Source organism: Delftia sp. WSY_7 (genome assembly GCF_043104845.1).
Classification (GTDB): domain Bacteria; phylum Pseudomonadota; class Gammaproteobacteria; order Burkholderiales; family Burkholderiaceae_C; genus Comamonas; species Comamonas tsuruhatensis.
The window spans coordinates 29,588-52,676 of record NZ_JBICLB010000047.1 but is presented as its reverse complement, the minus strand read 5'-3'; the positions used below and the strand labels follow the sequence as shown (position 1 = coordinate 52,676).

Genomic DNA, 23,089 nt, shown 5'->3' with positions numbered 1-23,089 from the left:
GGCGCAAGGCCTTGCCGGACTCTCTTTCAGGAACATGCCCATGAAACCCCTGCTGCATGCCTGGGCCGCTGCCTTGCTGTGTGCCTGCGCTGTCCAGGCCCAGGCCCAAAGCCATCTGCCGCCCGAGGCCGCCGTGCGCGAGGCCGTGGCCCGCTCTCCTGCCGTGCAGGCGGCCGACGCCGCGCAACGCGGCGCTGCGGCGCGCGCCCAGGCCCTGCGCGCCGGCCCGCATGAAACCGTGGTGCGCGCCAGCGGCCAGCGCCGCTGGGTGCACGACGGCTCGGGCCAGCGCTTTACCGAGGGGCAGATCGCCGTCGAGCGCCCCCTGCGCCTGGGTGGCAAGGCCGAGTCCGATGCGCAGCTGGCCGAAGCGACCCAGGCCGCATCGCGCGTGGCTGCCCAGGATGTGCGGCACGAAGCCGCACGCCAGTTGCTGGCGCTGTGGTTTGCCGCACAGCGCGCAGGCCAGGCGCAGCAGACCGCCCGGGACAATGCCGACGCTGCCGCCGAACTGGCCCGCGTCACCGAACGCCGGCTGCGTGCAGGCGATGCGGCCAGGCTGGACGCCGAACTGGCCGCCGCCGAGCACGCGCGCATGCAGGCCGCGCTGGCAACGGCCCAGGCCGCGTACCAGGCGGCCCAGGCCGACCTGCAGGCGCGTTTTCCGGGCCTGGAGGCTGCGCGGACGAAGGAGGGGGAGGCTGCGCCACCGCTGCTGGATCTGCCACCGCTGCCCGATCTGCCACCGCAGCCACCGGCCCAGCTGCGCCTGCGCTACATAGAGCACAGCCACGAATACCTGCTGGCCCAGGCCGAGGAAACCCTGGCACTGCGCCAGGCCCGCCGTGCCGATCTGGAGCGCCGGCCCGACCCTACCGTGGGCGTGTTCGCCACCAGTGAGCGAGGGGGCAGCGAGCGCATTGCGGGCGTCAGCCTGTCCGTGCCCCTGGGCTCGATGCACCGCCAGGCCCAGGCCGACCAGGCCCTGGCCGATGCCGACGCCGCGCTGTCCCGCCGCCTGGCGGCCGAGCGCCGCCTGGGCGCGGAGTTCGACGTGCTCTGGAGCCTGCTGGCCGGCAAGCGTGCCGCTGCCCAGGCCCAGGCCCGCGCCGCCACGCTGCAGCAGGGCGCCGCCGACCGCGCACTGCGCGCCTACCGCGCCGGCGAATCGGGCCTGACCGAACTGCTGGCCGTGCGCCGCACCCTGGCCGAAGCGCTGCTGGCCGAACGCCTGGCCCGCAGCGAGGCGCTGGAGGGCGACAGCCGCCTGCGGCTGGATCTGCATGAGCTGTGGGATTTTGATGACTGAGCGAGCGAGCAGAAGCCGCTGCGGATTTCTCAGGCAACTCCAGACTTGCTCTGCGCCTGGCCCAGCGTCGCAATCAACTGCCCGTACATGGCATCCACGGCCGCCGAGCCCTGCGAGGCCTTGCTGCGCAGGGCCGACACTTGCATGGACACCAGCGGCGGCAGCTCGAAGCCGGCCGGCAGGTTCTGCAGCACCTGCAGGTGCGGGGGCACGCTGCAGCGCGTGAACACGGCCACGGCCAGGCCGCTTTCCACGGCGGCCAGCTGGCCGGCAAGGCTGGAGCTGTGATAGACCACGCGGTGCGCGCGCCGCTGGGCTGCCAAGCTGGACAGCGCGGCCGTGCGCGCCAGGCTGGCGGCCTCGTAGACGGCAATCGGCAGGGGATTCTTCCTCCACACCTCGTGCTGCGGCGCGCCCACCCAGACCAGGGGCTCGTGGAACAGCAGGCGCCCGCGCTGGGGCCTGTCGCGTGAGACCAGGGCCAGGTCCAGCGTGCCGCGCACCACCTGCGGGATGAGTGCGGTGGACTGCTCGCAGGTCAGCTCGATCTCCACGCCCTGGTAGCGGCCTGCAAAGCTGCGCAGCACGGGCGTCAGATAGGTGGATGCGTAGTCGTCCGGCACGCCCAGCCGCACGCGCCCGGACAGGTCGGGGCCGAACAGGGCCGCCTGCGCCTGGGCCTGCAGCTCCAGCATGCGCCGCGCATAGCCCAGCAGCTCGGCGCCTGCGGGCGTGAGCTGCAGATGGCGCGGGCCGCGCAGCAGCACGGGCCGGCCCAGGGCGGTCTCCAGCTTCTTGATCTGCATGCTCACGGCGGCCTGTGATCGGTGCAGCAGCGGCGCGGCAGCCGACAGCGAGCCCGCATCCACCACGGCCACCAGGGCGCGGAGCCAGTCGATCTGCAGGTCGGGGTGGTTCACGGCATGCTCCATGGATTCGAATATCGAATACTAAACCTGCAAACTATTTGCTTTACGAGAATTTGCTGCCACGAGACGATCGTGGCCATGCAAGACAGAAGCCATTCCTTACAGGCCGCATCCCTAGCCTCCGCCGCGACCGCACAAGCCGCTCCCACAGCGCAGGAGACACGCGGCCAGTGGCTGATGATCGCGGGCGGCGTGCTGCTGGGCACCGTGGGCGTGTTCGTGCAGGAGGCCGGACAGCATCCGCTGGTCACTGTGCTGTTTCGCTGCGCCTTCGGCGCGCTGGCGCTGCTGGCCTGGGGGCTGGCCACGGGCCGCGTGCGGGAGTTGCGCGTGCGCGGCAGGAGCTGGCCGGTGGTGGCGGCCACCGGCGTCCTGATGGTGCTGAACTGGGCGCTGTTCTTTGCGGCCATACCGCGCACCTCCATTGGCGTGGCCACCATCGTGTTCCACATCCAGCCGGTGTGGATCATGCTGTTCGGCACCCTGGTGCTGCGCGAGGCCGTGGCGCCACGGCAGGTGGCGGCCATGCTGGCGGCGTTGCTGGGACTGGTGTTGACCACGGGGCTGCTGGGTGACGATGCGGCGGCCTGGGGATCGGACCATGTGTCCGGCCTGCTGATGTGCTTGGCCGGCTCGCTGTGCTATGCGGCCGTGACCATCCTGGCCAAGACCGAGAAAGTGGTCACGCCGTTTGCGCTGGCCTGGTGGCAGTGCGCGGTCGGCACCGTGCTGCTGCTGTGGGTGCCGCTGGTTCATGGCTGGCCGCAGGCGCCGTCGTCCTGGGCGTGGCTGGTCGGGCTGGGCGTGCTGCACACCGGCCTGGCCTACGCCATTCTCTTTGCGGGCATGGCGCGCCTCACGCTGGGCCGCATTGCCGTGCTGCAGTACGTCTATCCGTTGACAGCCATCGTGCTGGACTGGGCCGTCTACGGGCGTGCGCTGGGCGCCGCGCAACTGGCCGGTGTGGGCCTGATGGCCGGGGCGCTGTTGGTGGTCAAGGCCCGACAGCTGCGATGAGCCGTGCGGGCGATGAGCCGTGCGGGCCTTGTGCGCAGGGCCTACTCCTTGCCCAGCGCCTTGTACTGTTCGTACAGCTCGTCGGCCAGCCGGCGCAGGGCGCGGCCTATGGCGGCGTACTCGTACTCGTTGAGGTTGGCCAGCGAGGCGCGGCCCGAGGGGCGGTCGGACCCGAAGCCCCGGCCCGGCAGCAGCACGATGCCGGTCTCATCCGCCACGCGGAACAGCATGTCGCCCGTGGACGACTGCTGCACGGCCCATTGCGAGAAGGCCTCGCCATAGAGCCGGCAGGTCACGTTCTGCAGGTCGATCAGCGTGTAGTAGTTGACCGAGTTGGGATTTTCCAGCGGGGGCATGCCCAGCTCGCGGTACAGCGTGGCCTCGCGGCGGCGGATCAGCTGCTTGAGGGCCTGCTTGTAGGCGTCCGCTTCATCCATGAGCGCAAACAGCGAGAACAGCACCATCTGCACCTGCTGCGGCGTGGACAGGCCGGCCGTGTGGTTCAGCGCCACCACGCGGCTGTCGGCCACCAGGCGGTCGATGAACTTGAGCGAGCGCACATCGGGCAGCAGCGAGCGGTAGCGGTGGTCCAGCGCCTTCTTGGCGGACTCGGGCAACTGCGCCAGCGCATGGTCGAACACGTTGTCCTTGTGCGCCGCGATCACGCCCAGGCGCCAGCCAGTGGCACCGAAATACTTGGAGAACGAATACACCAGCAGCGTGTTCCGGGGGCAGACCGAGAACAGGGACTGGAATTCATCGGCAAAGGTGCCGTAGACATCGTCGGTGAGGATCAGCAGGTCGGGCCGCTGCTCGGCCACGATGGCGCGCACGCGGTCCAGGCTGCGCTGGTCCATCTTCACGGACGGCGGGTTGCTGGGGTTCACGCAGAAGAAGATCTTGACGTCCGGGTCCTTGAGCTTGTCCAGCTCGGCGTCGGAGTACTGCCAGCCGTTGTCGGGGTCGGCGTGGATGGGCACTTCCTTGAGGTCGTACTGGGCCAGTTCGGGAATCTCGATATACGGCGTGAACACCGGCATGCCGATGGCCACCTTGTCGCCGGCCTTGAGCAGGCCGCTGATGCGAAGGCTCTCGAAGATATAGGCCATGGCCGCCGTGCCGCCCTCGACGGCGAACAGGTCCACCGACTCGGGTGGCACGGCGCCGCCGGCCATCTCGCGGACGATGTACTGGCGCACGACCTGCTCGCTCACGGTGAGCATGCGCGGCGGCACGGGGTAGTTGCAGCCCAGGATGCCGTCCACCATCTCGTGCAGGAAGGCGGCGGGGTCCAGCCCCAGCTGGTCGCGCACATAGCTCAGCGACTTGCCCAGGAACTTCACGCCCTCCTGGTCGCGGTGCTCCGCGATGAAGCGCTCGAAGCGCCCCTCGATGCCGTCGAGCTTGGCCAGCCCGCCCACGCCCACCGTCATGTAGGAGTACGACAGCTCCGACTCCGCCGCCGCGAACAGCCCCAGCCGGAAGAACGCCCGGCGCGGCGTGGTCGCCAGGAAGTTGGGATTGCCGCGCCCCGCATTGAGCATGAGGCGGTTGGCCTTGCCCGAGGCCACCTTGATCAGTTCGTCCTTGAGTTCGAACGGGCTCAAATTCGCCAGACTCCGATAATCCTTGCTCATTGCGCAGCTCCTTGTGATGGTCCTTGGTGGTCCTTGGGGATCGGTCAGGGGTGATCAGGGGTGATCAGGCAAAGGCGATGACCAGCGGGCCCAGCAATGTGAGGAACACATTGGCCAGCGCATAGGTGATCGCAAACGGTGCCGTGGGAATCGAGTTGCCGGCCTTGTCCAGAATCTCGCCAAACGCCGGGTTGGCGCTGCGCGCCCCCGACAGCGAGCCCGCGAACACGGCCACGTTGTCATAGCGCAGCACGTACTTGCCGAACAGCATGGCGATCAGCAGCGGCACAATGGTCACCACCACGCCCAGCAGGAACAGCGTCAGGCCCTGCTGCATCACCGTGGTCACGGCCTGCTGGCCTGACTGCAGGCCCACCATGGCCACGAAGCCGGCCAGGCCCAGGTCACGCAGCAGCGTGGAAGCGGCCGTGGGCATGTTGCCGAAGGTGTGCTTGCGGCTGCGCCACCAGCCGAACAGCAGGCCGGCGAGCAGGGCGCCGCCGCCGCTGCCCAGCGTGATGGGAATGGAGCCCAGGCGCAGCACCAGCAGCCCGATCAGCAGGCCCACCGTGATGCCCAGGCCGTGGAAGACAAAGTCCGTCTTGTCGCTGGGCACGATGATGGGGCCCACCGACTGCGCAGCCTTTTGCACATCCTGCGGCGTGCCGAACAGCGTCACCACATCGCCCGGCATGACCATGGTGGCCGGCGCAATCGGCACCGGCGTGCCCGCGCGCATCAGCGCCACTGCGTACACGCCGTGCTTGAACTCCTGCGACAGGCTGTCCAGGATGTCCTTCACGCTGCGGTTCAGGTACTGGTTGTTGGAGATGGCCACGTCGCGCCGCACCATCACCACGTCCATGCCCTCGGCGCCCTGCAGCTCCTCGCCCACCGAGGCGCCCAGCGCCACCACGGCCGCGCGCCGGCCCACCAGCAAGATGATGTCGCCGGCCTCCAGCGCCAGGCTGCCGTCCACGCCCACCATCGCGTTCCTGCGCTGTATGCGCTCCACCGTCACCGTGCCGCCGTTGGCGGTGGCGCTGGCCTCCAGCTCCGCCACGGTGCGGCCTGCCTGTCCCACGCGGAAAATGCGCCCCACCAGATCCGGCACGGCCGGTGACTCGCCGGTTCCGTACACGCGCACGCCCTTGAGCAGCTCCTGCTCGGCCTGGATCGCGTCCTCGCGGATCTTGCGGCCCGTCAGCCACTGCAGCACGTTCACGCACATGATGATGGCGCCGAAGGAGCCGAAGATATAGGTCACCGCATAGCCGATGGCCACATTGGCCTGCATGCGCTGCACCTCGTCGGGCGCCAGTCCCAGCTTCTCGATGGCCGAGCCCGCCGTGCCGATGATGGCCGACTGCGTCAGCCCGCCCGCTGCCAGCCCCGCTGCCAGCCCCTTGTCCAGATGGAACACCCGGGCGATCACCACCACCGTGACCAGCCCCGACACGGCCACCACCAGGGCCATCAGGATCTCCTTGACCGACTGCCGACCCAGCGAGCGGAAAAACTGCGGCCCGCTCTCGAAACCCACGGCATAGATGAACAGCGCGAACAGCACCGCCTTGATGCCCGAATCAATAGTCACCCCCACTTGGCTGATCAGCACCGCCGCCAGCAGCGACCCCGCCACGCCCCCCAGCTGGAACGACCCGAACCTGAACTTGCCCACCCAGTAACCGAGCGCCAAGGCCGCGAACAGCGCGATTTCCGGAGCCTGATGAAAGATGCTTCTGAGAAAGTCCACAGCCACCTCTGCTTCTGGGTTGAGGTCCACGGCGGTGCAAGGCAGCGGGGAACGGCTGCCAGGGGAGAGCAGGGGCTTGCGTGCGCGCGGACTTGGGGGGGAACGACGATTTCTATTGGGAAATATCTATTGAGAAATACTGATTGAGCACGCATGATTAAGAAATTCTCAATCACATGCGCATGTTTCATTGTATTTTTATATTTTCTTGGGTTGCAAGTCCACTATTCATTACAAATATGAGTTCCTGCGTAGGACTGCGCCGTCACGCGAGAGGCAGCTGATGCCGATGTTGAAATCGATTTAGGACAGTTCACCCTTCAGATGAATCTGCCTGGACGGCATATCTTGGGCGATCAATGGCAACTGAGGCTAAGAGTTGTCCAAAAGAAAATTGGTAGAATTTTTGCAATTTCTTACAGTACGCCATTACCAAAACACGTTTAGCGCAAATAATTTGTGTTTTATTGAGAATCTTTTTTTCATAGAAAAAATGTATCATACTTGTCGTTTTTCATGATCTGCGCTGGTACTTGCAACTGTTGGAAATATCTAATTAAACAGTAAGCGCTAGAGATTGAAGCAAATTTTGAATTGAATTTAATAGAAGGACAAAATTGCTCTACCTGGAAAAATATGGAGCCATATTTGCAACGTTGTTGACTTTATTTGTTGCATTTTTTCTCAATGAGGTGGGAAAGGTTAATGGGGTTTATGATTTTTCTGCAGCGTTCGTTTTAATAAAGGAGGATTTATTGCAGCCGATGGCGCTTCCTCTGATGGTTGTGATATGTTTTCTTCCAATACTTTTTTCCAAGGGGCGTGTTTTTTCTGAAAATACTGTTGGCGTGCATCAAAGAGCTTTTCTATATGCCGCAATTTTTATTTCAGTCATAGGATTCCCTTTTGATGTTTTGGATATAGTCTCATTGGTTTTTCTGGTATATCTGGCAGCTGTTAAAAAAGACAGGCCAATTGCTTTGGTAACGAGTGTGGGATTGTTCTTGATTCTGTTTGTTGCTGTGGGGTATTTGTTTACCGTCATCAAGGCAAACTCATTTGTTGAGACAGAATTTTTTGATCAGAGCATCTTCGCATTGGATGAATACTTGTTTGGTCTCCCTCATAGAAAGGTCGCGGCTCTGGTGGCAAGTCAGCCGGGCTTGCAGAAGTTTCTTTCAGATTTCTACCTTCTCATACATCCCATTATTTTCGGTCAATTGATTTCTTGCGCGCTATTTTCTGAGAGTGCAAGCTATCAGCGATACAAGATATCGCTTTTCACACTGTATACCCTGGGGGCTGGCAGTTATTTCGTCTTTCCGGCTTGGGGTCCATATGCTTATGATTTCGGCTTCTTCAATGGATTAGGTTGGTTTGATGTGAATCACCCGATAGTTGGGATACAGAAATTCATATTCAATAACTCCCAAAAAATAGCGAATTCAGATTATGATTTCTCCAGAATCTCGCCGTATGCGTTTGTGGCTGCAATGCCTTCTTTTCACTTGGCGTTGCCCGCGATATACTGCTTGTGCAATATAAAAAATCCCAGGCTGCTTGTTCCTGGGATCTTGATAGCGGCGGTGACTACGGTGGCAACCTTGGCCACGGGAATGCACTACTTCTTGGACCTGATTGCTGGAGTACTGCTGTCGCTCATATCTGTAGGAGTAGCCAGAGTCTTCATCGGCCTGATAAATAAAAAGACCACTTCGAGTGCAGCAACCGTCAGCGCTTGAACAGGCTGCGAATGGCGCCGGGGTCGTCCGTAATCACGCCATCCACTCCCGCTCCCAGAAAAGCTCTGGCCTCCTCCAGAGCATCGCCACGGCCGGCAGGCTCGCTGCCTCTCCGATAAGCGCTGGGCAGGTGCAGATTTTCCGGGCGCAGAGTCCATACATGCACCGAGAGGCCTGCGGCCTTTGCGTTGCGCGTCACTCTGGACAGGCTGATCCAGCGACCACGGTCTGTTTCCATGACCATTTCCCGTGCGAGAGCTACACCCTGAGCATATTGGGCAACCTTGGCAAGTCCTTCGGAAGATCTCATCTGCACGTAGGAAACTCCCTGCTGAGCCAAGTCTGGTGGCCCATCTCCAATGCGCATTAACTGCAGAATACGCACCGGACTGGCAGAACGCAATTGCTTGAGCACTTCCACTTCGAAAGACATGACGAAAACCGGAGCCTGTGCGCTGCTCCAATGGTTGTGCTGTAGAAACTTCAATACGGCCTGGCCTATGTCTTGGCCCTGGGCCTTCAGATAGGCGGCGTGCTTGATTTCGACCAGAAGCCCAACCTTTCGGTTGGTCTTCGCAGTGTAGGCCTTTGCAAGGTCGGCCACTTCCTGCAGCGTCAGGAGTGGAAACTTGCCGTCCAGTTTGGCACTGGAAGGGCGTAGCTGGGGAAAGCGCTCAATGGCCCTCAGGCTTTTGAGTTCCTGCAATGTGAAGTCTTCAGCGAACCATCCCGTCTCTTTTTTGCCATCCACCAACTTGGTGGTTTTCCGTGTCGAGAATTCGGCGTGCGTTGCCACGTCGGTTGTCAAAAAGGGTGGCTCGCCATTCACCTCCATTGCAGCAAGTGCTGCATCGTGACGAACGAGCAAGACTCCGTCCTTGCTGAGCACAACATCCAGCTCCAGCAGATCGGCGCCATCGTGCATGGCTTGTTCGAAGGCTGGCTGGGACATCTCCGGCTTCAGGGCCGAAGAGCCTCGGTGCGCTATGAGTGCCGGAACAGGGGGCCAGGCCGGGGGCGAAGCCTGTGCAAGCTGTGTGGTGGCGAGCAGGCCGGCGATAACTGTGATGGTGTGGAGATGGCGGCGCAGTCGATGAGGCATGTGGGGTCTCTGTAGAAGACATTTCTTCATCATGCAGTAACGAAAAATGTTTGCCTAGAAAGCCGCCAAACCTACCGGGGACTCTTTGCTCGGGGAATTCTCAAAAAATATCCGGCTCCGGCACAGCCCGCCCAAAGCCCGTCTCCAGAAAATCAAAATCGCATCCCTCATTGGCCTGCAGGATATGGCGGCCGAACAGCCAGCCATAGCCGCGCTCGTAGCGCGCGGGCGGGGGCGTCCATGCGGCGCGGCGGGTGGCGAGTTCTGAGTCGCTGACTTCCAGGTGGATGCGGCGGGCGGGCACGTCCACCGTGATGCGGTCGCCCGTGCGCACCAGGGCCAGCGGCCCGCCCACGGCGGACTCGGGTGAGCAGTGCAGCAGGCAGCCGCCGTAGCTGGTGCCGCTCATGCGGGCGTCGGACAGGCGCAGCATGTCTTTCACGCCTTGCTTGAGCAGCCTGGTGGGAATGGGCAGCATGCCCCATTCGGGCATGCCTGAGCCCTTGGGGCCGGCGTTGCGCAGCACCAGGATGTCTTCGCCGTTCACATCGAGATGGGGGTCGTCCACGGCCTGCTTGAGGCTGGGGTAGTCGTCGAACACCAGGGCGCGGCCCGTGTGGCGCAGCAGGTGCGGGGCGCAGGCGCTGGGCTTGATGACCACGCCGTCCGGCGCCAGGTTGCCGCGCAGCACGGCCAGCGCACCTTCGGCGTAGATGGGGCTGGACAGGGGGCGGATCACGTCGTCCTGGTGGACCTGGCTGCCCGCAATGTTCTCGCCCAGGGTCTTGCCGTTGACCGTCATGGCCCCGGTGTCCAGATGCGGGCGGATACGTTCCAGCAGGGCGCGCAGGCCGCCTGCATAGAAGAAGTCCTCCATCAGATAGCGGTCGCCGCTGGGCCGGATGTTGGCGATCACGGGCACGCGGCGGCTGAAGGCGTCGAAGTCATCGAGGCTGACCGGATGGCCCGCGCGCCGCGACATGGCGATCAGGTGAATGATGGCGTTGGTGGAGCAGCCCATGGCCATGGCGCAGGCAATGCCGTTCTCGAAATGCGCACGCGTGAGCATGCGGGCGGGCGTGAGGTCTTCCCACACCATCTGCACGATGCGGCGGCCGCACTCGGCGCTCATGCGGATGTGGTTGGCGTCGGCGGCCGGAATGGACGAAGCGCCCGGCAGCGCCAGGCCCACGGCCTCGGCAATGCCCATCATGGTGGCCGCCGTGCCCATGGTCATGCAGGTGCCGTGGCTGCGGGCAATGCCGGCTTCCATCTCGCGCCAGGCCTGCTCGTCCAGGAGGCCGGCGCGGCGTTCGTCCCAGAACTTGAAGGCGTCCGAGCCCGAGCCCAGCACCTGCCCCTTCCAGTTGCCGCGCAGCATGGGGCCGGCCGGCAGGTAGATGAAGGGAATGCCCATGGAGATCGCCCCCATGGCCAGCCCCGGCGTGGTCTTGTCGCAGCCGCCCATGAGCACGGCGCCATCCACCGGGTGGCTGCGCAGCAGCTCCTCCGTCTCCATGGCCAGGAAGTTGCGATAGACCATGGTGGTGGGCTTGACCATGCTTTCCGACAGCGAGATGGCCGGCAGCTCCAGCGGAAAGCCGCCCGCCTGCAGCACGCCGCGCTTGACGTCTTCCACGCGCTGCCGAAAGTGGGCATGGCACTGGTTGGCATCGCTCCAGGTGTTGACGATGGCGATCACGGGCTTTCCCATCCAGTCCTCGTAGCCATAGCCCATCTGCAGCACGCGCGAGCGGTGGCCGAAGGAGCGGAAATCATCGGGAGCAAACCAGCGTGCGCTGCGCAGGGATTCGGGGGAACGTGTCATGGTTGTGGGGCTCCTCAGTAGCTGCCGGCAGTGAATGCGGGCCCTGGCGGGTTCGCGGCCAGCGGCCCTTTCCTGAAGCGCGCCGCCGCCGCATCCAGGCCGTCGCGCAGCAAGAGCGTGTCCAGCGCCACGGCCACGAACTGCGCGCCCAGCTCCAGGCATTCGCGCGCCCGTGCCTCGTCCACCATCAGGATCCCCGGCGCCTTGCCGCAGGCGCGGATGCGGGCGATGGCCTGGTCGATGGCCCGGTTCACCACAGGGTGGCGCGCCTGGCCCGGATAGCCCAGGCTGGCCGACAGGTCGGCGGGGCCGATGAAGATGCCGTCCACGCCATCGACGGCCGCAATCGCCTCGATCTGTTCCAGCGCCTCGGCCGTCTCCACCTGCACCAGCAGGCACAGCTCGTCGGCCGCACATGCCACATAGTCGGCCGTGCGCCCGAAGTTGGCCGCGCGGGTGGAACCGCCCATGCCGCGCATGCCCTGGGGTGCATAGCGCATGGCGCGCACGGCATCCCGCGCTTGCTGCGCGTTCTGCACAAAGGGCAGCAGCAGGGACTGGGCGCCCAGGTCCAGGTAGCGCTTGATCAGCACCGCATCGTTGCAGGCGGGCCGCACCACGGCATGCGCGGGCAGGGCGCCCGGTGCGGGCAGGGCGGCGGCCACGGCCTGCAGCTGGCCCAGCATCAGCGGCACGTCGGTGGGCGTGTGCTCGGTATCGAGCAGCACCCAGTCGTAGCCAGCGCCGCCGATCATCTCGCAGACAAAGGGGGAGGGAATGGCGGACCACAGGCCGATCTGCGGGCGGCCTTCGCGCAGCGCGCGCTTGAACGTATTGGCGGGCAGCATGCTCATGGGGACTCTCCTGAAGCTGTTCACTGGACCTGGATGTTTCCCTTGCGCACCACCTCGCTTCAGCGCGCCACCTCGGCGGCGATGAAGCTGGCGGCCTGGGCGGGCGTGCCCGGCGTGGGCTCGTTGCTCATGGCGGCCAGCCGGGCCACCACCTCGGGCTCGGCCAGGAGGGACTGGCAGGCCTGGTTGAGCCGCTCCACCACATCGGCCGGCATGCCCGGCGGCCCCGCCAGGCTGGTCCATGAATAGTTGACGACCTGCGGCTGGCCGGCCTCGGCCATGGTGGGCACATCGGGCAGGGCCGCCAGACGCCGCTCGCCTGCCACGGCCAGCGCACGCAGCTTGCCCGCCTGCGCAAAGCCCACGGCCGAGGTGGCGGGCACGAACAGCAGGTCGGCCTGGCCGCCCATCACATCGGTCATGGCGGGCACATCGCCCTTGTAGGGAACGTTGTTGAAGCTCACGCCGGCCGCCTGGCGCAGCAGCTCCGTCGTCACATGGCTGGACGAGCCAATGCCCGTCAGCGCCACATTCACCGTACCGGGGCTGGCCCGGGCCAGGGCCACCACATCGGCCACCGAAGCGACCTTCAGCCTGGGCGAGGCCAGCAGCAGCATGGGCACGCGCCCCAGCATGGCAATGTGCGTGAAATCCCGCCGCGCGTCGTACTTCACGTTGGGATTGACCAGCTGGTTGATGGCATGTGTGCCCGGCCCGCCAATCACCAGCGTGTAGCCATCGGCCCGCGCGCGCGCCACGGCGTCGGAGGCCAGCGAGCCATTCACGCCGGGCCGGTTCTCCACCACCACGGGCTGGCCCAGGCGCTGCGACAGGCGCTCTCCCACCAGCCGGCCCACCACATCGGTCTGGCCACCGGGAGGGAAGGGAATCACCAGCGTGATCGGCCTGATGGGCCAGGCAGCCTGGGCCTGGGCGTGTGCCTGGGCCAGCATCGATGCCGGAGCCAGGGCCGCAGCAAGCAGCCGCGCCATGGCGCTGCGGCGGTTGGAGAACGAAGGGCGCATGGTGGTCTCCTCTTGAATGATTGCGCAATCATTTCAAGCAAAGGCAGCGCTCTCCATTCGGACGTACGAGGGGAAACAATCAGACCGTGCTGATGGACATCATCGTTAACATGACCACGCAATCATCCTCAAGCCGCCTCTCCATCGCCATTCCAGGCAAAGGCCTCGCATGACCCTCCGCACCCCGCGCAACGCCAATGCGCCCACGCTCAAGGACCTGGCCCGCATTGCCGGCGTGTCGCCCATCACCGCCTCTCGCGCGCTGCACCGGCCTGAACTGGTGGCCGAGGCCACGCGGCTGCGCGTGGCGCAGGCCGTGGAGCAATCGGGCTACGTGCCCAACTCCCTGGCGGGCGGGCTGACCTCGCGCCAGACGCGGCTGGTGGCGGCCATCGTGCCCTCGGTGGGGCACTCGCTGTTTTCCGACATGCTCGATGCGCTCATCCACACCCTGGCCGCGCAGCGCTATGAAACCACGCTGGGCATCTCCAGCTATGACCCGGAGCATGAGGAAACCTGGCTGGCCGCCATGCTCAGCCGCCGCCCGGACGGCATCGTGCTCACCGGCACCGAGCACACGGCCCGCACGCGGCGCCTGCTGGTCAATGCCGACGTGCCCGTGGTCGAACTCTGGGACTACCAGCCCCATCCGCTGGACATGGTGGTCGGCTTCTCGCAGGAAGACGCGGGCCGCGCCGCCTTCCGCCACCTGGCCGCCTGCGGCTACCGGCGCCCGGCCATCCTGCGCGCCGATGACAGCCGCGCCGCCCGCCGCGCCCTGGGCTTCACCCGCGCCGCCGCGGAAGCCGGTGCCCCGGTTCCCGCGCAAATCGTCTTCTCGGAAGCCATCCCCCAATCCGGCCGTGGCCGTGATGCCCTGAGCGCCCTGCGCGCCCAGGTACCGGAGGCCGATGCCGTCTTCTGCAGCTCCGATGCGCTGGCGCAAGGCGTGCTCTCCCACGCCCACGCACTGGGCCTGCACATGCCAGAGGAATTCGGCGTGCTGGGCTTTGGCGACCAGGCCCTGGCGCTGGACGCCTGGCCCGCCCTGTCCACCGTGCGCGTGGACGGCGCCGCCATCGGCCGCCTGGGCGCAGAGGCGCTGATTGCGCGCATGGCCGGTGGCGTGGCGGCGGCAGCGCAGGATGTGGGGTTTGAGGTGGTGGGGAGGGGGAGTACGCGGGGGCACGAAGATGCGCGCTGAACGCCAGCGTGAGCCAATGGCCGGGCAGTGACAGGAAGCACGGTGAAAACGACGACGACTGTTGCGATGACGATGTACCAATATTTTGGATATATTGGTACATCGTCTGGAGAACGCCATGAGCCGAAACACATCCGTGGCCCTGGGGCCGCACTTCACGGAATTCATTGATGCCCAAGTCCAAGGCGGGCGCTATGGCACCGCCAGTGATGTGGTCAGAGCCGGGTTGCGGCTGCTGGAAGAGCACGAAATCAGGGTGAAGGCATTGCAAGAGGCTCTGAACGCTGGCCGTCAGTCCGGCGAGCCGCGCCCGTTTGACAGCGAAGCGTTTTTGAGCCGCATGCACGCAAAGCATGGCTAAGCCCTACCGACTGTCGCCGCTGGCCGAAGCCGATCTGGAGGAAATCTGGCTCTACACGCTCAGGCACTGGTCGGTTGAGCAGGCAGACTCCTACCTTCGCAACCTTGTGGAGACATTCGAGGGATTGGCCAAGAGCACGAAGCATGGTCGTCCCTCCGTCCTGCCGGACTTGCAGAAATACCTCTGCGGTTCGCATGTGGTGTATTTCATGGACTACGCAGACCACCTTGACGTTATCCGCGTCCTGCATCAACGGCAGGATGCGGAGCTGCACCTCTAGAGCCGGTCTTCAGGCTGAACACGTTGTGGCAACCGGCTTTATCTCAGTGTTAGCAAGGCCCCGCGCTTGTCGATAACCGGGCCCAGCAGGCCGGCGCCCAGTACCAGCCAATGCTCGCCGGCAAGGCCGGGCCGGATCCTGTTCCCCTGCCATGAGCGCGGGCGCCAGGGCGACGGCGGTCCGGCCCGGGCGCCTGCGCCAAGGGTAGGCGTATTACGACGCACAGGAAGGCGTTGGCCCGATGGCTGTACCGAGGGCCACACCGCATCCTGAAGGCGTTACGGACCAAAGCCCCACCATGAACACAGAACTGCTGGAATCCCCACGTACCGAACCGGCCGCTGGCGCAGGCACGCTTGAGCCTTCTTTCCTGCATGTGCCGCTCTACGAGCGCCTGGCCAACCATCTGCCCACCGAACAGGAGCGCCAGGCTGCTGCGGACTTCCTGCACGGCGTGATCGCCGAGACCTCTGCCGATGCCGATGGCCTGCCGGACAACCCGGAGCACCTGACCGACTGGATGCGTGCCAATGTCGAGAAAGTGCACGCCCAGTACCAGGCCTACCTGGCAGAGCGCAAGGCGGGTGCGGCACGCCGCTACTTCGGCAACCGCGCCCATGCGTTGTACTTCCTGCGCAATGTGGCCCCTACCAAGTTGGTGGACGGTTCCTGGCTTTACGGCCTGTGCGCGCATGCGGGCAACTCACGCATGTCGGACCTGGTCACCACCTATGTGGAAGAACTGGGCGACGGCATGGCTGACAAGAACCACGTCAAGCTCTACCGGGAACTCCTGGCCAGGTATGGCCTTGATCCCGTGGAGGACCTGCCCGATGAGCTGTACCGGCAGGGGCTGGTACAGCTGGCGCTGGGCTGGAATGCGCAGCAGTTCCTGCCCGAGATCGTGGGATTCAACCTGGGCTATGAGCAATTGCCGCTGCACCTGCTCATCACCGCCTACGAACTCAATGAACTGGGGATAGATCCCTACTACTTCACGCTGCATGTCACCGTGGACAACGGCGACACCGGCCATGCCCGGCGCGCCTGCATTGCCGCCTGGGAGAACGCGCCGCGCATTGACGATGGCGGCGAATACTGGCGCCGCGTACGCGCGGGCGCCCGGCTGGCAGACACGGGCACCAGCACGCTGGACGTGATCCGGTCGTTCGACATCGAAGCTGAGGTGGTGCGCATCCTGGCGCGCAAATCGCCTTCCGGGCATGGCGCGCACTCGGACTTCTGCAAGGTGGCCGGCCGCAGCGTCAATGACTGGCTGTCCCGTCCGCAGGACATGCCTGCCTTCCTGGCCGCGCTGGAGCAGGCACGCTGGATACAACGCAACCGGCCTGCGGAGGAAAGCCGCTTCTGGCAGCTGCTGCAGGGCGAGCGGGCAGAGATGTTTGGTGTTTTCTCCCCCTATGAGCTGCAAGTCATTCATGACTGGCTGCGTGGGCCGGCCAGTGCGGATGGCGCCTCCTTCGAATCCGTGGCCGAGCCCGGCAAACCGGCGCGGCGCATGAGCTTTCGCGTGGCCGAACGCCTGCGCACATCCCTTGGCGCGCGACCGGACCCGGGCCGCAGCGCGCAGGAACTGGACACCGATCTGATGCTCTTCGAGCAGCGCTACCCCACGCTCGATCCAGCGGCCCAGCATGAGTTGCTGGTACAGGCCATGTCACCGGGCCTGCACTGGACGCCCCTGGGCCTGCGCGCTACCCGCCTGTTCCTGGGCCGGTAGGCCATTCGACCCCTCTTTGCTTACCCGGGGAAAATCATCTGGTCATTGGGCAAGACGGGCTTGCTCTTTGACCCATTCCCGGCTTTTGCCACGCACACACCAGGCGGGATTCTTTACCCAGTCTGTGAAATAAATGGTGGGGTGGTCTTCCAGAATATTGCAGCGTGTATAGCCTAATTTTGGCATGGCATAGTATTGCAAAGGAGTTATTACAAGAAGACAAGTAATCATGATCACTACTCCCGTGATTGTGGTAATCGTGAAAATGCGCTCTGAGATTTTCAGGATACTTGATCTGCAAGGAATTGATTTTTGTACAAGAAAAATAATTCCTGTGATTGAAATTATAGGGAAATACGCCACTAGCAAACTGGATGGTGTAATTCTTGCGGATGGAGCGGAATTTTTCAGATCAATTATTGTGTTTAGGAATGAATATTTTGTACTCCATATTGATAGTGCTGAGACCAATAGAAGGGAAGGAATTCCATGGATTAAAGATTTTCTGAACTCGGTCAGATTATTTTCTTCCACTTAAATATCCATATTTTTCGATTAATAGGTGCCAGCAGATTGCTGGGCTGTACCGAGCGTTTGTCTTTGTTTTTCTTCTTTTACTTCTGTTGCTTAACTCTCTCAGGTTGATGGCGCCATCTCTGATTTTCCTTTGTCATACCACCACTCAGGTGGATACGCCTTGACGACATTTCACCGAGATCCATGGTCTGAATCATTGGGCAGGCGAGCTTGCTCATTGACCCATTCCCCGCTTTTGCCTCGCACACACCAATCGGGATTTTTGACCCAGTCAGTGAAATATATGGTGGGATGATCTTTCAGAATGTTGCACCGCGTATAGCCAAGCTTTGGCATGGCATAGTATTGCAGAGGGGTGATGACAAAGAAACAAAGAAGCACAACGCCAGTCCCTGTGAATACTGAGAAGGCAAAGATACGCTCCGCTATTTTTAAAGTGGGCTCTTTGCAGGGAATTGATTTTTGTATCATGGCAATAATTCCTGTGACTGCAATTACTGGGAAATATAAAATTGCCAGATGAAGTGGTGTAATTCTCACTGACGCAGAAGAACTCTTTAGGTCAATGATGGTGTTGAGAAAGGAGTATTTGATGCTCCAGATTGATAGAGCCAAAATCAGTAAAAATGATGGAATACTCCATATTAGAGATTTTCTGATTTGGGCTATGTCTGTTGCTTGCATTTAAGTTCCTGTTAATTTTCTAATAGGCGCTAGCCTATTGATAGATTAGGGTGAACAGGTACACGTCATTGGTCAGTATGGGATGATCTGATCTTCATTCGCTACCTATGCTGTGACGAATGATCAGATTCAAGTGCTTGGCTTAATGTCTAAGGAAACTCGAAGGACCTGCGGGGAGCCTGCGAGGAGTCTTTCTAGTACATAGGGAGTCAAACTATGCGGGATAGGCAAAGAATACTGCGTGCCTTGTGGTCTGTGCCTTTTATTTATGGATTTGACTCAGTGCTACCGGCTAGTCGGGCTTGCTGTTTTACCCACTCTCGGCTTTTGCCACGCACGCACCAGTCAGGATTTTTCACCCAATCTGAATAATAAATATTTGGGTGGCCTTTTAATATATTGCAACGGGTATAGCCTAGTTTTGGCATGGCATAGTGCTGCAAAGGAGTAATAATAAAAAGACAAAAGAGTATAAGAAAAATACCGGCAAATATAGAAGTTGTTAAAATCCGCTCCGGAATTTTTGTTATGCCTACCTTGCATGGAATTGCCTTTTGTATCATGATGGTAATTCCTGAAACTGAAATGATTGGTGCGCATAGTGCAACCAAATCGGATGGCGTTATTCTTATTGTTGGGGATAGATTTCTCAAGTCATATATTGTTTCAAGAAGAGAATATTTTATGCTCCAAATTGATATGATCAGCATTAATAAAAAAGACGGGATACTCCATATCAAAGATTTACGTATTAGATTTAAGCTTTTATATTCCATTTGAATATTCGTCAATTTTTTCGGTGAATAGGGTATAGCAGATTGACCGGCTCTCCTGAGGGCTCAGTTCCTTTTGTTTCTGCTTCAATGTTGTGGCGTAACTCTTGCGCGGCAACGGTATTGAAATTTACGCGATATATACCATTGTTTGTGCTGTTTGTTGTGATTTTTAGTGCAGCAATTACTTTCTTTTTTATTTCCAAAGCTTCATCAATTTTATTTAAAGTAGCTCCGGTAAGAAGTACCATCACCGCCATGGCGCTTAAAGGCCAAATGGCAATGGTTGTCACGCCCGTAGCTATCAGTCCCATACCGACACCCAAGCCAACCATCGTCGCCAACCCCGCCTTGACCGCTTCCACTCCAATCCCTCCCACAAGGTCATGCATGGTTTTCTCGTCGTTGAAGATGAAGTCCAATGTCTCCACGCCGATGCCAACGACCAAGCTCAAGATGAAGCCCCCTCTGGCCACGCCCTGAAGGCCGCGCATGCCCAGACCCATCTGGACCATGCGGGGATTGGTGGTGAGAAAGCGCGTGCCCTGCAGCAGATTGCCGCGAAACCCGGCTCGGCCTGTGATGATGATATAGGTGCCTTTGGGCGTCGCCTTGACATAGGTGCGCGCACCGGCAAGGCGCAATGCAATCAGCGTTCTGGTGAACAGGTACGCGTCATTGGCCAGCATGGAGGCGGGGATGGTCCAGGGTTTGCCGGCATTGGGGCTGGCCGTCTGCGTCCAATACTTGCCCAAGGCGCTTTGGGCCAGGATGGCGCGCAGGCTGGCCTCCAGGCGCGGGTCATTGCGCGACCTGTCTTGCAGGACGCCTAGGAACTCTCGCGGCGTGAGTACCACCACGTCCACCTGCTGGCTGTCCATGGCACGGGTGATCTGCCTGTTGAAGGCCTTTTCATAGCTGATATACGGGCGGGTGAGATCGGTGGATGTTGCCATGGCCTGCAAGCGAATGGTTAATGGAATGAATAAGGAAATGGTGGTTTGCCAAATGCCAGAAAAATCACAAACGCAGGCCTACCCTCGGTCCTGTGAGAAATCAGGTCCGATCAAGGTGTGAGAGTGGGAATTGCGCGTTCGCAATCATTCCCAAGGCCGATGGCAATCAATGGCCTGGGAATTCCGTTGTGGGAGTCCGGCTATTTGATTTCTTGGGTATCTGGAAGTCAAGCAGAAAGGCTGGTGGCTGATTATTTTCAGATTATTCCTAGATGCATATACGAGATGCACGCCTTGAGTGCAGTCGATATGGATTTGGAATGGGGAAGAGGGCGGTGACAAGGCTTTGCCAGTCAGTGCACCCATGTGCCCTGGTGGGCCCAGGCCAGCCGACACCGCCGTGCTGCAGGCCTTTGCGGCCACAGGCACGGCACCGTGGTGATGCGGTCATGAAGACCCGGTACAAGTACACCGCGCGCAGCGGGCTGGCGTTCCATATCATCGAGTGCTGCGCGGGCCTGGCGGCGCAGCCCCAACGGCAACAGCCGGCCGCCATCATCCAGCCCGGTCACAACCTCGTATATTCATGACAGCCAGTGAAAGATTGAAGGCCTGGGCACGACGCATCAAGCGCGATGGCGTCACCCTGTGGTTTGCCTGCAGGAGCCCGCAGACGCCCTGGTATGCCAAGGCCTTGGGCGCCTTCGTGGTCGCCTACGCCCTGAGCCCCATCGACCTGATCCCCGACTTTATCCCCGTGCTGGGCTATGTGGATGACGTCCTGCTGCTGCCCGCGCTGATCTGGCTCACCGTGCGGCAGCTTCCCCCTGCCGTGCTGGCTGACAGCCGCCAGCAGGCCGAGGCCTGGATGCAGGCCCAGGGCCGCAAGCCCCGAAGCCGTGCCGGAGTCGCCCTGGTGGTGGGCATCTGGCTATGCGTTTGCGTGGGGGCCTTCCTTGCGTTCCGAGGGCGCTGGGGTCTTTGAGCGCGGAGCCTTGCAGGGCTGAGCGGCGGCGGGCGCGCAACACAAGGATGCGGGAGCTGTGCCTGAGCGCTGTATCATCTCGCCTAGGTGCTGAACACACCTTCACAGGCGGTCCCGCCACACTCCCGAAAGCAGTTGGACGTACTCACAGGAGGCCTTATGGCTGCTTTCCTTGCGGGCGTATCAATGCCCGAACCCTCTCCCAGTCCTTTGCATGGCCCCGTGCTTCTAGCGCATGGGCATTCCTTTGCTTCAGTCGCCAAGCGCGCTCATTGAGGAGTTGCCATGCTGTACTTTCAACTTTCCGAGCCGGAGTACAACAGCCTCCGGCGCGTGCAGGATCAGTTGGGGCTGATTTCCAGTTTGATTATTGGTGCTTATCCGGGGCATGCCTTGGAGCCGGTGACTCCTGGGCAATTGCTTGCATTTATTCAGGCGCAGGAAGAGGCGCTTGAGGGGGTGATGGGGGGATTGAGTGAGCGCGGGGTGGTGCGGAGGATGGATTGACTGGGGTGCTGTATTGGGAGGCCACGCATGATTTGCGTGGCCTTTCTGGGTGGTTGGGTCAGGGGGCGGGGCATACTGAATGGAGTGTATTCGGGGCCGTTCTCGGCTGTGAATTCAACCGGTCACCGCAAACGAAAGAGGGCGCTCAATGTTTGACATGAGCGGTGACGACTGGCGTAGCCGGTTACGAATCCCCTTGATGGAGAGGTTAGACCTTGCTTCCTGCTGAAGCGACTTGTTGCCGTCTCGCCTTTGACGTCAGGAGAGCCTTCAGCCCGCAACCGTATATGAATGCGGTCAAAGCTAGCCAGCCTGCAATAGAAAAATATCCATATGCCGGCTTCGAGGAAGACTCAGGATGGCTCACTGTGTAAACGGCTATAGCAAGCACCACTGCCGAAATACTGCTGCCAAAGAAATAGATGGTTCTCGGAAGTTCGGCAAGTACCTCGGTGAAAATCTTCGCCAGCAACGGAGATTCCACGAATTCCTTAAAGACCGTGAGAACCCCGAGCCATAAAGTGATGGCGACCAAGGTAAGTCCAATTTCCCCCATTGTGCTCCCGTTGATCTTCGCGGCAGCGAACTCAGCGAGCCTTGTTTCATTGCGAAGTAAATCAGTTGTAAAGAAGGCTACCAAGAATATGACGGCGACCTGCGATAGGAAAACCATTAGCTCTGTAGCGTAGAATGAAAACCCAAGATTATCGGAGTTCTTCATTTTTGTTGAAAATGGTATTGGATGATTGGAGAGTGAAATTAATCGCTCTAATGTCTGAGATTAGAGATGGCCGACGGGTGTAACCCGTTGGACATCCTCTCGATGGAAGGGTTTGCCTTCAATCGGATTTTCCTGTGGATGTGCGACCAGCGATGAGTCCGACTAGGCCGAAGATCGCACCGGAAACGCCCACCTTGAAGGCTTTCCACTACTTGCATTGCACCAGTGTCTTTTCGCCATCCTTCGAGAGCACCAGGTCCACGCCACCATCAGGCCCGCCGCCACCAGTTTCCTTGACGCTGTAGCCGCGCCGCCGAAATCCCTCACCTACCAGCGTTTCGAATTGCTGCCATGACATGTTCTGCAGCGCATCCGCGCTGGCGCACTGCGAAAATGGCCGCACCGGCCAGGTAGATGAGGGGCAGGATGTATTGGCCCCCGATAGCCAGGCCTTGCCGGATGGCGGTGGTGGCCAATTGGCCGATTTGCTGCGGGCTTTGTGCGCAGGCAGGGGACGGATTGCAATGGAGTGCAGCGTCATGTAGCTGGCAAGTGCCAATGCAGTCCCAGCCCACCAAGGCAGCAGGGCGACCAGATCTATGAGGTCTTTTGCCGTGCTGCTCTAATAAAAATTCGGCTGTCATTTTTCCCAATATGCGCGCTGTTTATTTAGCAAGCACCGGCTTCGCGTGCACCCGCAGTTGCCTGGTTTTTGGTGTATTTATCCCCTGCGCTTGATGAGAGCTGTGCGATCAGACCTTTGCAAGAAAATCCCATCAAACTGAGATACTGCTTTGCGGACCTCGCAGCCTGTTTTTCCCAATCCACATTGAGGCTGTCCACGGCCGCCGTTGCATCTGCGCGTTTATAACCATCTCCGGCCTCCGAAGACAGTTGCTCAATCAGTCCATTGCGAGAGAAACCTTGCACGCTCAGGTATTGATTGGCAGAGCGAACAGCATTTTTCTGCGGGGCAGTGAGGCTTTGCGCCCATGCAGGCGTTGCGCCAATCAGGGCAAGCGCGATGAGCGACGTGTTGATGCGATAGGAGATATTTTTCATGATTGATATTTTTCAGAGCAGATAAATGAAACTTCTTGAGACGGCAAACGCGGATACCTTCATTGAGCGGCTGTTCGAT

24 protein-coding genes are annotated in these 23,089 nt (G+C 61.2%); 11 read left to right on the top strand and 13 right to left on the bottom strand.

Translation table 11 applies throughout. The features are described from left to right. The first annotated feature begins 40 nt into the window (after positions 1-40). A complete protein-coding gene (locus ACF8ME_RS24555; RefSeq protein WP_209669114.1) occupies positions 41-1,309 on the top strand; it encodes a TolC family protein in 1,269 nt (422 codons plus the stop codon). A 29-nt stretch (positions 1,310-1,338) separates the two neighbouring features. On the opposite strand, the gene ACF8ME_RS24550 is transcribed toward ACF8ME_RS24555, so the two are convergent. Further along, positions 1,339-2,241 (bottom strand): LysR family transcriptional regulator, encoded by a 903-nt coding sequence (locus ACF8ME_RS24550; RefSeq protein ID WP_392418569.1) that lies wholly within the window; start codon positions 2,239-2,241, stop codon positions 1,339-1,341. 75 nt (positions 2,242-2,316) lie between these two features. Between ACF8ME_RS24550 and ACF8ME_RS24545 the strand changes: the two genes are divergently transcribed. Continuing rightward, positions 2,317-3,255, top strand: a complete 939-nt coding sequence (locus tag ACF8ME_RS24545; protein WP_392418567.1) for a DMT family transporter — start codon at positions 2,317-2,319, stop codon at positions 3,253-3,255. Positions 3,256-3,296: 41 nt separating this feature from the next. Here ACF8ME_RS24545 and ACF8ME_RS24540 read toward each other — a convergent pair whose 3' ends face one another. Together ACF8ME_RS24540 and aspT are read right to left on the bottom strand one after the other, a co-directional pair. Beyond that, entirely contained in the window at positions 3,297-4,892 is a 1,596-nt protein-coding gene (locus ACF8ME_RS24540; RefSeq protein ID WP_047327311.1) for a bifunctional aspartate transaminase/aspartate 4-decarboxylase, read from the bottom strand. A 64-nt stretch (positions 4,893-4,956) separates the two neighbouring features. Then, positions 4,957-6,648 carry an aspartate-alanine antiporter gene (gene aspT, locus ACF8ME_RS24535; RefSeq protein WP_034398603.1) on the bottom strand — a complete coding sequence of 564 codons (1,692 nt, stop codon included), beginning with the start codon at positions 6,646-6,648 and terminating at the stop codon, positions 4,957-4,959. Between the two features lie 617 nt (positions 6,649-7,265). Here aspT and ACF8ME_RS24530 point away from each other — a divergent pair. Beyond that, positions 7,266-8,390 carry a phosphatase PAP2 family protein gene (locus tag ACF8ME_RS24530; RefSeq protein ID WP_392418565.1) on the top strand — a complete coding sequence of 375 codons (1,125 nt, stop codon included), beginning with the start codon at positions 7,266-7,268 and terminating at the stop codon, positions 8,388-8,390. On the opposite strand, the gene ACF8ME_RS24525 is transcribed toward ACF8ME_RS24530, so the two are convergent. The 4 genes from ACF8ME_RS24525 to ACF8ME_RS24510 all read right to left on the bottom strand — a co-directional run bounded on the left by ACF8ME_RS24525 (position 8,380) and on the right by ACF8ME_RS24510 (position 13,199). After that, positions 8,380-9,492, bottom strand: a complete 1,113-nt coding sequence (locus ACF8ME_RS24525; protein ID WP_392418563.1) for a glycerophosphodiester phosphodiesterase family protein — start codon at positions 9,490-9,492, stop codon at positions 8,380-8,382. The genes ACF8ME_RS24530 and ACF8ME_RS24525 overlap by 11 nt on opposite strands. A gap of 100 nt (positions 9,493-9,592) precedes the next feature. Then, positions 9,593-11,320: an L-arabinonate dehydratase gene (gene araD / locus ACF8ME_RS24520; RefSeq protein WP_392418562.1), complete on the bottom strand. Its 1,728-nt coding sequence runs from the start codon at positions 11,318-11,320 to the stop codon at positions 9,593-9,595. A 14-nt stretch (positions 11,321-11,334) separates the two neighbouring features. Next, positions 11,335-12,174, bottom strand: coding sequence for an HpcH/HpaI aldolase/citrate lyase family protein (locus tag ACF8ME_RS24515; RefSeq protein WP_392418560.1), 840 nt, complete (start codon positions 12,172-12,174; stop codon positions 11,335-11,337). 59 nt (positions 12,175-12,233) lie between these two features. Continuing rightward, positions 12,234-13,199, bottom strand: coding sequence for a Bug family tripartite tricarboxylate transporter substrate binding protein (locus tag ACF8ME_RS24510; protein WP_392418558.1), 966 nt, complete (start codon positions 13,197-13,199; stop codon positions 12,234-12,236). A gap of 169 nt (positions 13,200-13,368) precedes the next feature. Here ACF8ME_RS24510 and ACF8ME_RS24505 point away from each other — a divergent pair, with 169 nt between their 5' ends. The 5 genes from ACF8ME_RS24505 (at position 13,369) to ACF8ME_RS24485 (ending at position 17,323) form a co-directional block, all read left to right on the top strand. Beyond that, positions 13,369-14,403 carry a LacI family DNA-binding transcriptional regulator gene (locus ACF8ME_RS24505; RefSeq protein WP_392418556.1) on the top strand — a complete coding sequence of 345 codons (1,035 nt, stop codon included), beginning with the start codon at positions 13,369-13,371 and terminating at the stop codon, positions 14,401-14,403. A gap of 118 nt (positions 14,404-14,521) precedes the next feature. Beyond that, the gene (locus ACF8ME_RS24500; RefSeq protein ID WP_047219915.1) at positions 14,522-14,764 is read left to right on the top strand and encodes a type II toxin-antitoxin system ParD family antitoxin; all 243 of its coding nucleotides are present in this window, start codon (positions 14,522-14,524) and stop codon (positions 14,762-14,764) included. After that, a complete protein-coding gene (locus ACF8ME_RS24495) occupies positions 14,757-15,044 on the top strand; it encodes a type II toxin-antitoxin system RelE/ParE family toxin (RefSeq protein ID WP_392418555.1) in 288 nt (95 codons plus the stop codon). The genes ACF8ME_RS24500 and ACF8ME_RS24495 overlap by 8 nt, the downstream gene beginning before the upstream one ends. A gap of 298 nt (positions 15,045-15,342) precedes the next feature. Next, positions 15,343-16,785 carry an iron-containing redox enzyme family protein gene (locus tag ACF8ME_RS24490; RefSeq protein WP_392418553.1) on the top strand — a complete coding sequence of 481 codons (1,443 nt, stop codon included), beginning with the start codon at positions 15,343-15,345 and terminating at the stop codon, positions 16,783-16,785. Between the two features lie 229 nt (positions 16,786-17,014). Next, positions 17,015-17,323: a hypothetical protein gene (locus ACF8ME_RS24485; RefSeq protein ID WP_392418552.1), complete on the top strand. Its 309-nt coding sequence runs from the start codon at positions 17,015-17,017 to the stop codon at positions 17,321-17,323. A 170-nt stretch (positions 17,324-17,493) separates the two neighbouring features. On the opposite strand, the gene ACF8ME_RS24480 is transcribed toward ACF8ME_RS24485, so the two are convergent. The 3 genes from ACF8ME_RS24480 to ACF8ME_RS24470 all read right to left on the bottom strand — a co-directional run bounded on the left by ACF8ME_RS24480 (position 17,494) and on the right by ACF8ME_RS24470 (position 19,735). Further along, positions 17,494-18,006, bottom strand: a complete 513-nt coding sequence (locus tag ACF8ME_RS24480; protein ID WP_392418550.1) for a hypothetical protein — start codon at positions 18,004-18,006, stop codon at positions 17,494-17,496. Between the two features lie 266 nt (positions 18,007-18,272). Beyond that, on the bottom strand, positions 18,273-18,782 hold the full coding sequence (locus ACF8ME_RS24475) for a hypothetical protein (protein WP_392418548.1): 510 nt from the start codon (positions 18,780-18,782) through the stop codon (positions 18,273-18,275). Between the two features lie 11 nt (positions 18,783-18,793). After that, positions 18,794-19,735 (bottom strand): hypothetical protein, encoded by a 942-nt coding sequence (locus ACF8ME_RS24470; protein WP_392418546.1) that lies wholly within the window; start codon positions 19,733-19,735, stop codon positions 18,794-18,796. 449 nt (positions 19,736-20,184) lie between these two features. Between ACF8ME_RS24470 and ACF8ME_RS24465 the strand changes: the two genes are divergently transcribed. The 3 genes from ACF8ME_RS24465 (at position 20,185) to ACF8ME_RS24455 (ending at position 21,227) form a co-directional block, all read left to right on the top strand. Next, positions 20,185-20,325, top strand: coding sequence for a hypothetical protein (locus ACF8ME_RS24465; protein ID WP_279495333.1), 141 nt, complete (start codon positions 20,185-20,187; stop codon positions 20,323-20,325). Beyond that, on the top strand, positions 20,322-20,720 hold the full coding sequence (locus ACF8ME_RS24460; RefSeq protein WP_392418545.1) for a YkvA family protein: 399 nt from the start codon (positions 20,322-20,324) through the stop codon (positions 20,718-20,720). The genes ACF8ME_RS24465 and ACF8ME_RS24460 overlap by 4 nt, the downstream gene beginning before the upstream one ends. Positions 20,721-21,005: 285 nt before the next feature. Further along, complete coding sequence (locus ACF8ME_RS24455) at positions 21,006-21,227, top strand: hypothetical protein (RefSeq protein ID WP_392418543.1); 222 nt, start codon at positions 21,006-21,008, stop codon at positions 21,225-21,227. Between the two features lie 208 nt (positions 21,228-21,435). Here the strand turns inward: ACF8ME_RS24455 and ACF8ME_RS24450 are convergent, their stop codons facing one another. From ACF8ME_RS24450 to ACF8ME_RS24440, 3 genes are all read right to left on the bottom strand, one after another. Further along, positions 21,436-21,948 (bottom strand): hypothetical protein, encoded by a 513-nt coding sequence (locus ACF8ME_RS24450; RefSeq protein WP_198821568.1) that lies wholly within the window; start codon positions 21,946-21,948, stop codon positions 21,436-21,438. Positions 21,949-22,156: 208 nt separating this feature from the next. Continuing rightward, entirely contained in the window at positions 22,157-22,489 is a 333-nt protein-coding gene (locus ACF8ME_RS24445; protein WP_392418542.1) for a restriction endonuclease, read from the bottom strand. Between the two features lie 128 nt (positions 22,490-22,617). Beyond that, the gene (locus ACF8ME_RS24440) at positions 22,618-23,010 is read right to left on the bottom strand and encodes an Ltp family lipoprotein (RefSeq protein ID WP_198821566.1); all 393 of its coding nucleotides are present in this window, start codon (positions 23,008-23,010) and stop codon (positions 22,618-22,620) included. Positions 23,011-23,089 lie beyond the last annotated feature (79 nt).

Excerpts from the sequence above, each read along its gene's own strand:
- ACF8ME_RS24555 (WP_209669114.1), top strand. The coding sequence starts at position 41 with ATGAAACCCCTGCTGCATGCCTGGGCCGCTGCCTTGCTGTGTGCCTGC.
- ACF8ME_RS24550 (WP_392418569.1), bottom strand. The coding sequence starts at position 2,241 with ATGGAGCATGCCGTGAACCACCCCGACCTGCAGATCGACTGGCTCCGC.
- ACF8ME_RS24545 (WP_392418567.1), top strand. The coding sequence starts at position 2,317 with ATGCAAGACAGAAGCCATTCCTTACAGGCCGCATCCCTAGCCTCCGCC.
- ACF8ME_RS24540 (WP_047327311.1), bottom strand. The coding sequence starts at position 4,892 with ATGAGCAAGGATTATCGGAGTCTGGCGAATTTGAGCCCGTTCGAACTC.
- ACF8ME_RS24525 (WP_392418563.1), bottom strand. The coding sequence starts at position 9,492 with ATGCCTCATCGACTGCGCCGCCATCTCCACACCATCACAGTTATCGCC.
- araD (WP_392418562.1), bottom strand. The coding sequence starts at position 11,320 with ATGACACGTTCCCCCGAATCCCTGCGCAGCGCACGCTGGTTTGCTCCC.
- ACF8ME_RS24515 (WP_392418560.1), bottom strand. The coding sequence starts at position 12,174 with ATGAGCATGCTGCCCGCCAATACGTTCAAGCGCGCGCTGCGCGAAGGC.
- ACF8ME_RS24510 (WP_392418558.1), bottom strand. The coding sequence starts at position 13,199 with ATGCGCCCTTCGTTCTCCAACCGCCGCAGCGCCATGGCGCGGCTGCTT.
- ACF8ME_RS24505 (WP_392418556.1), top strand. The coding sequence starts at position 13,369 with ATGACCCTCCGCACCCCGCGCAACGCCAATGCGCCCACGCTCAAGGAC.
- ACF8ME_RS24500 (WP_047219915.1), top strand. The coding sequence starts at position 14,522 with ATGAGCCGAAACACATCCGTGGCCCTGGGGCCGCACTTCACGGAATTC.
- ACF8ME_RS24495 (WP_392418555.1), top strand. The coding sequence starts at position 14,757 with ATGGCTAAGCCCTACCGACTGTCGCCGCTGGCCGAAGCCGATCTGGAG.
- ACF8ME_RS24490 (WP_392418553.1), top strand. The coding sequence starts at position 15,343 with ATGAACACAGAACTGCTGGAATCCCCACGTACCGAACCGGCCGCTGGC.
- ACF8ME_RS24485 (WP_392418552.1), top strand. The coding sequence starts at position 17,015 with ATGATCACTACTCCCGTGATTGTGGTAATCGTGAAAATGCGCTCTGAG.
- ACF8ME_RS24480 (WP_392418550.1), bottom strand. The coding sequence starts at position 18,006 with ATGCAAGCAACAGACATAGCCCAAATCAGAAAATCTCTAATATGGAGT.
- ACF8ME_RS24475 (WP_392418548.1), bottom strand. The coding sequence starts at position 18,782 with ATGGAATATAAAAGCTTAAATCTAATACGTAAATCTTTGATATGGAGT.
- ACF8ME_RS24470 (WP_392418546.1), bottom strand. The coding sequence starts at position 19,735 with ATGGCAACATCCACCGATCTCACCCGCCCGTATATCAGCTATGAAAAG.
- ACF8ME_RS24465 (WP_279495333.1), top strand. The coding sequence starts at position 20,185 with ATGAAGACCCGGTACAAGTACACCGCGCGCAGCGGGCTGGCGTTCCAT.
- ACF8ME_RS24460 (WP_392418545.1), top strand. The coding sequence starts at position 20,322 with ATGACAGCCAGTGAAAGATTGAAGGCCTGGGCACGACGCATCAAGCGC.
- ACF8ME_RS24455 (WP_392418543.1), top strand. The coding sequence starts at position 21,006 with ATGCTGTACTTTCAACTTTCCGAGCCGGAGTACAACAGCCTCCGGCGC.
- ACF8ME_RS24450 (WP_198821568.1), bottom strand. The coding sequence starts at position 21,948 with ATGAAGAACTCCGATAATCTTGGGTTTTCATTCTACGCTACAGAGCTA.
- ACF8ME_RS24445 (WP_392418542.1), bottom strand. The coding sequence starts at position 22,489 with ATGACGCTGCACTCCATTGCAATCCGTCCCCTGCCTGCGCACAAAGCC.
- ACF8ME_RS24440 (WP_198821566.1), bottom strand. The coding sequence starts at position 23,010 with ATGAAAAATATCTCCTATCGCATCAACACGTCGCTCATCGCGCTTGCC.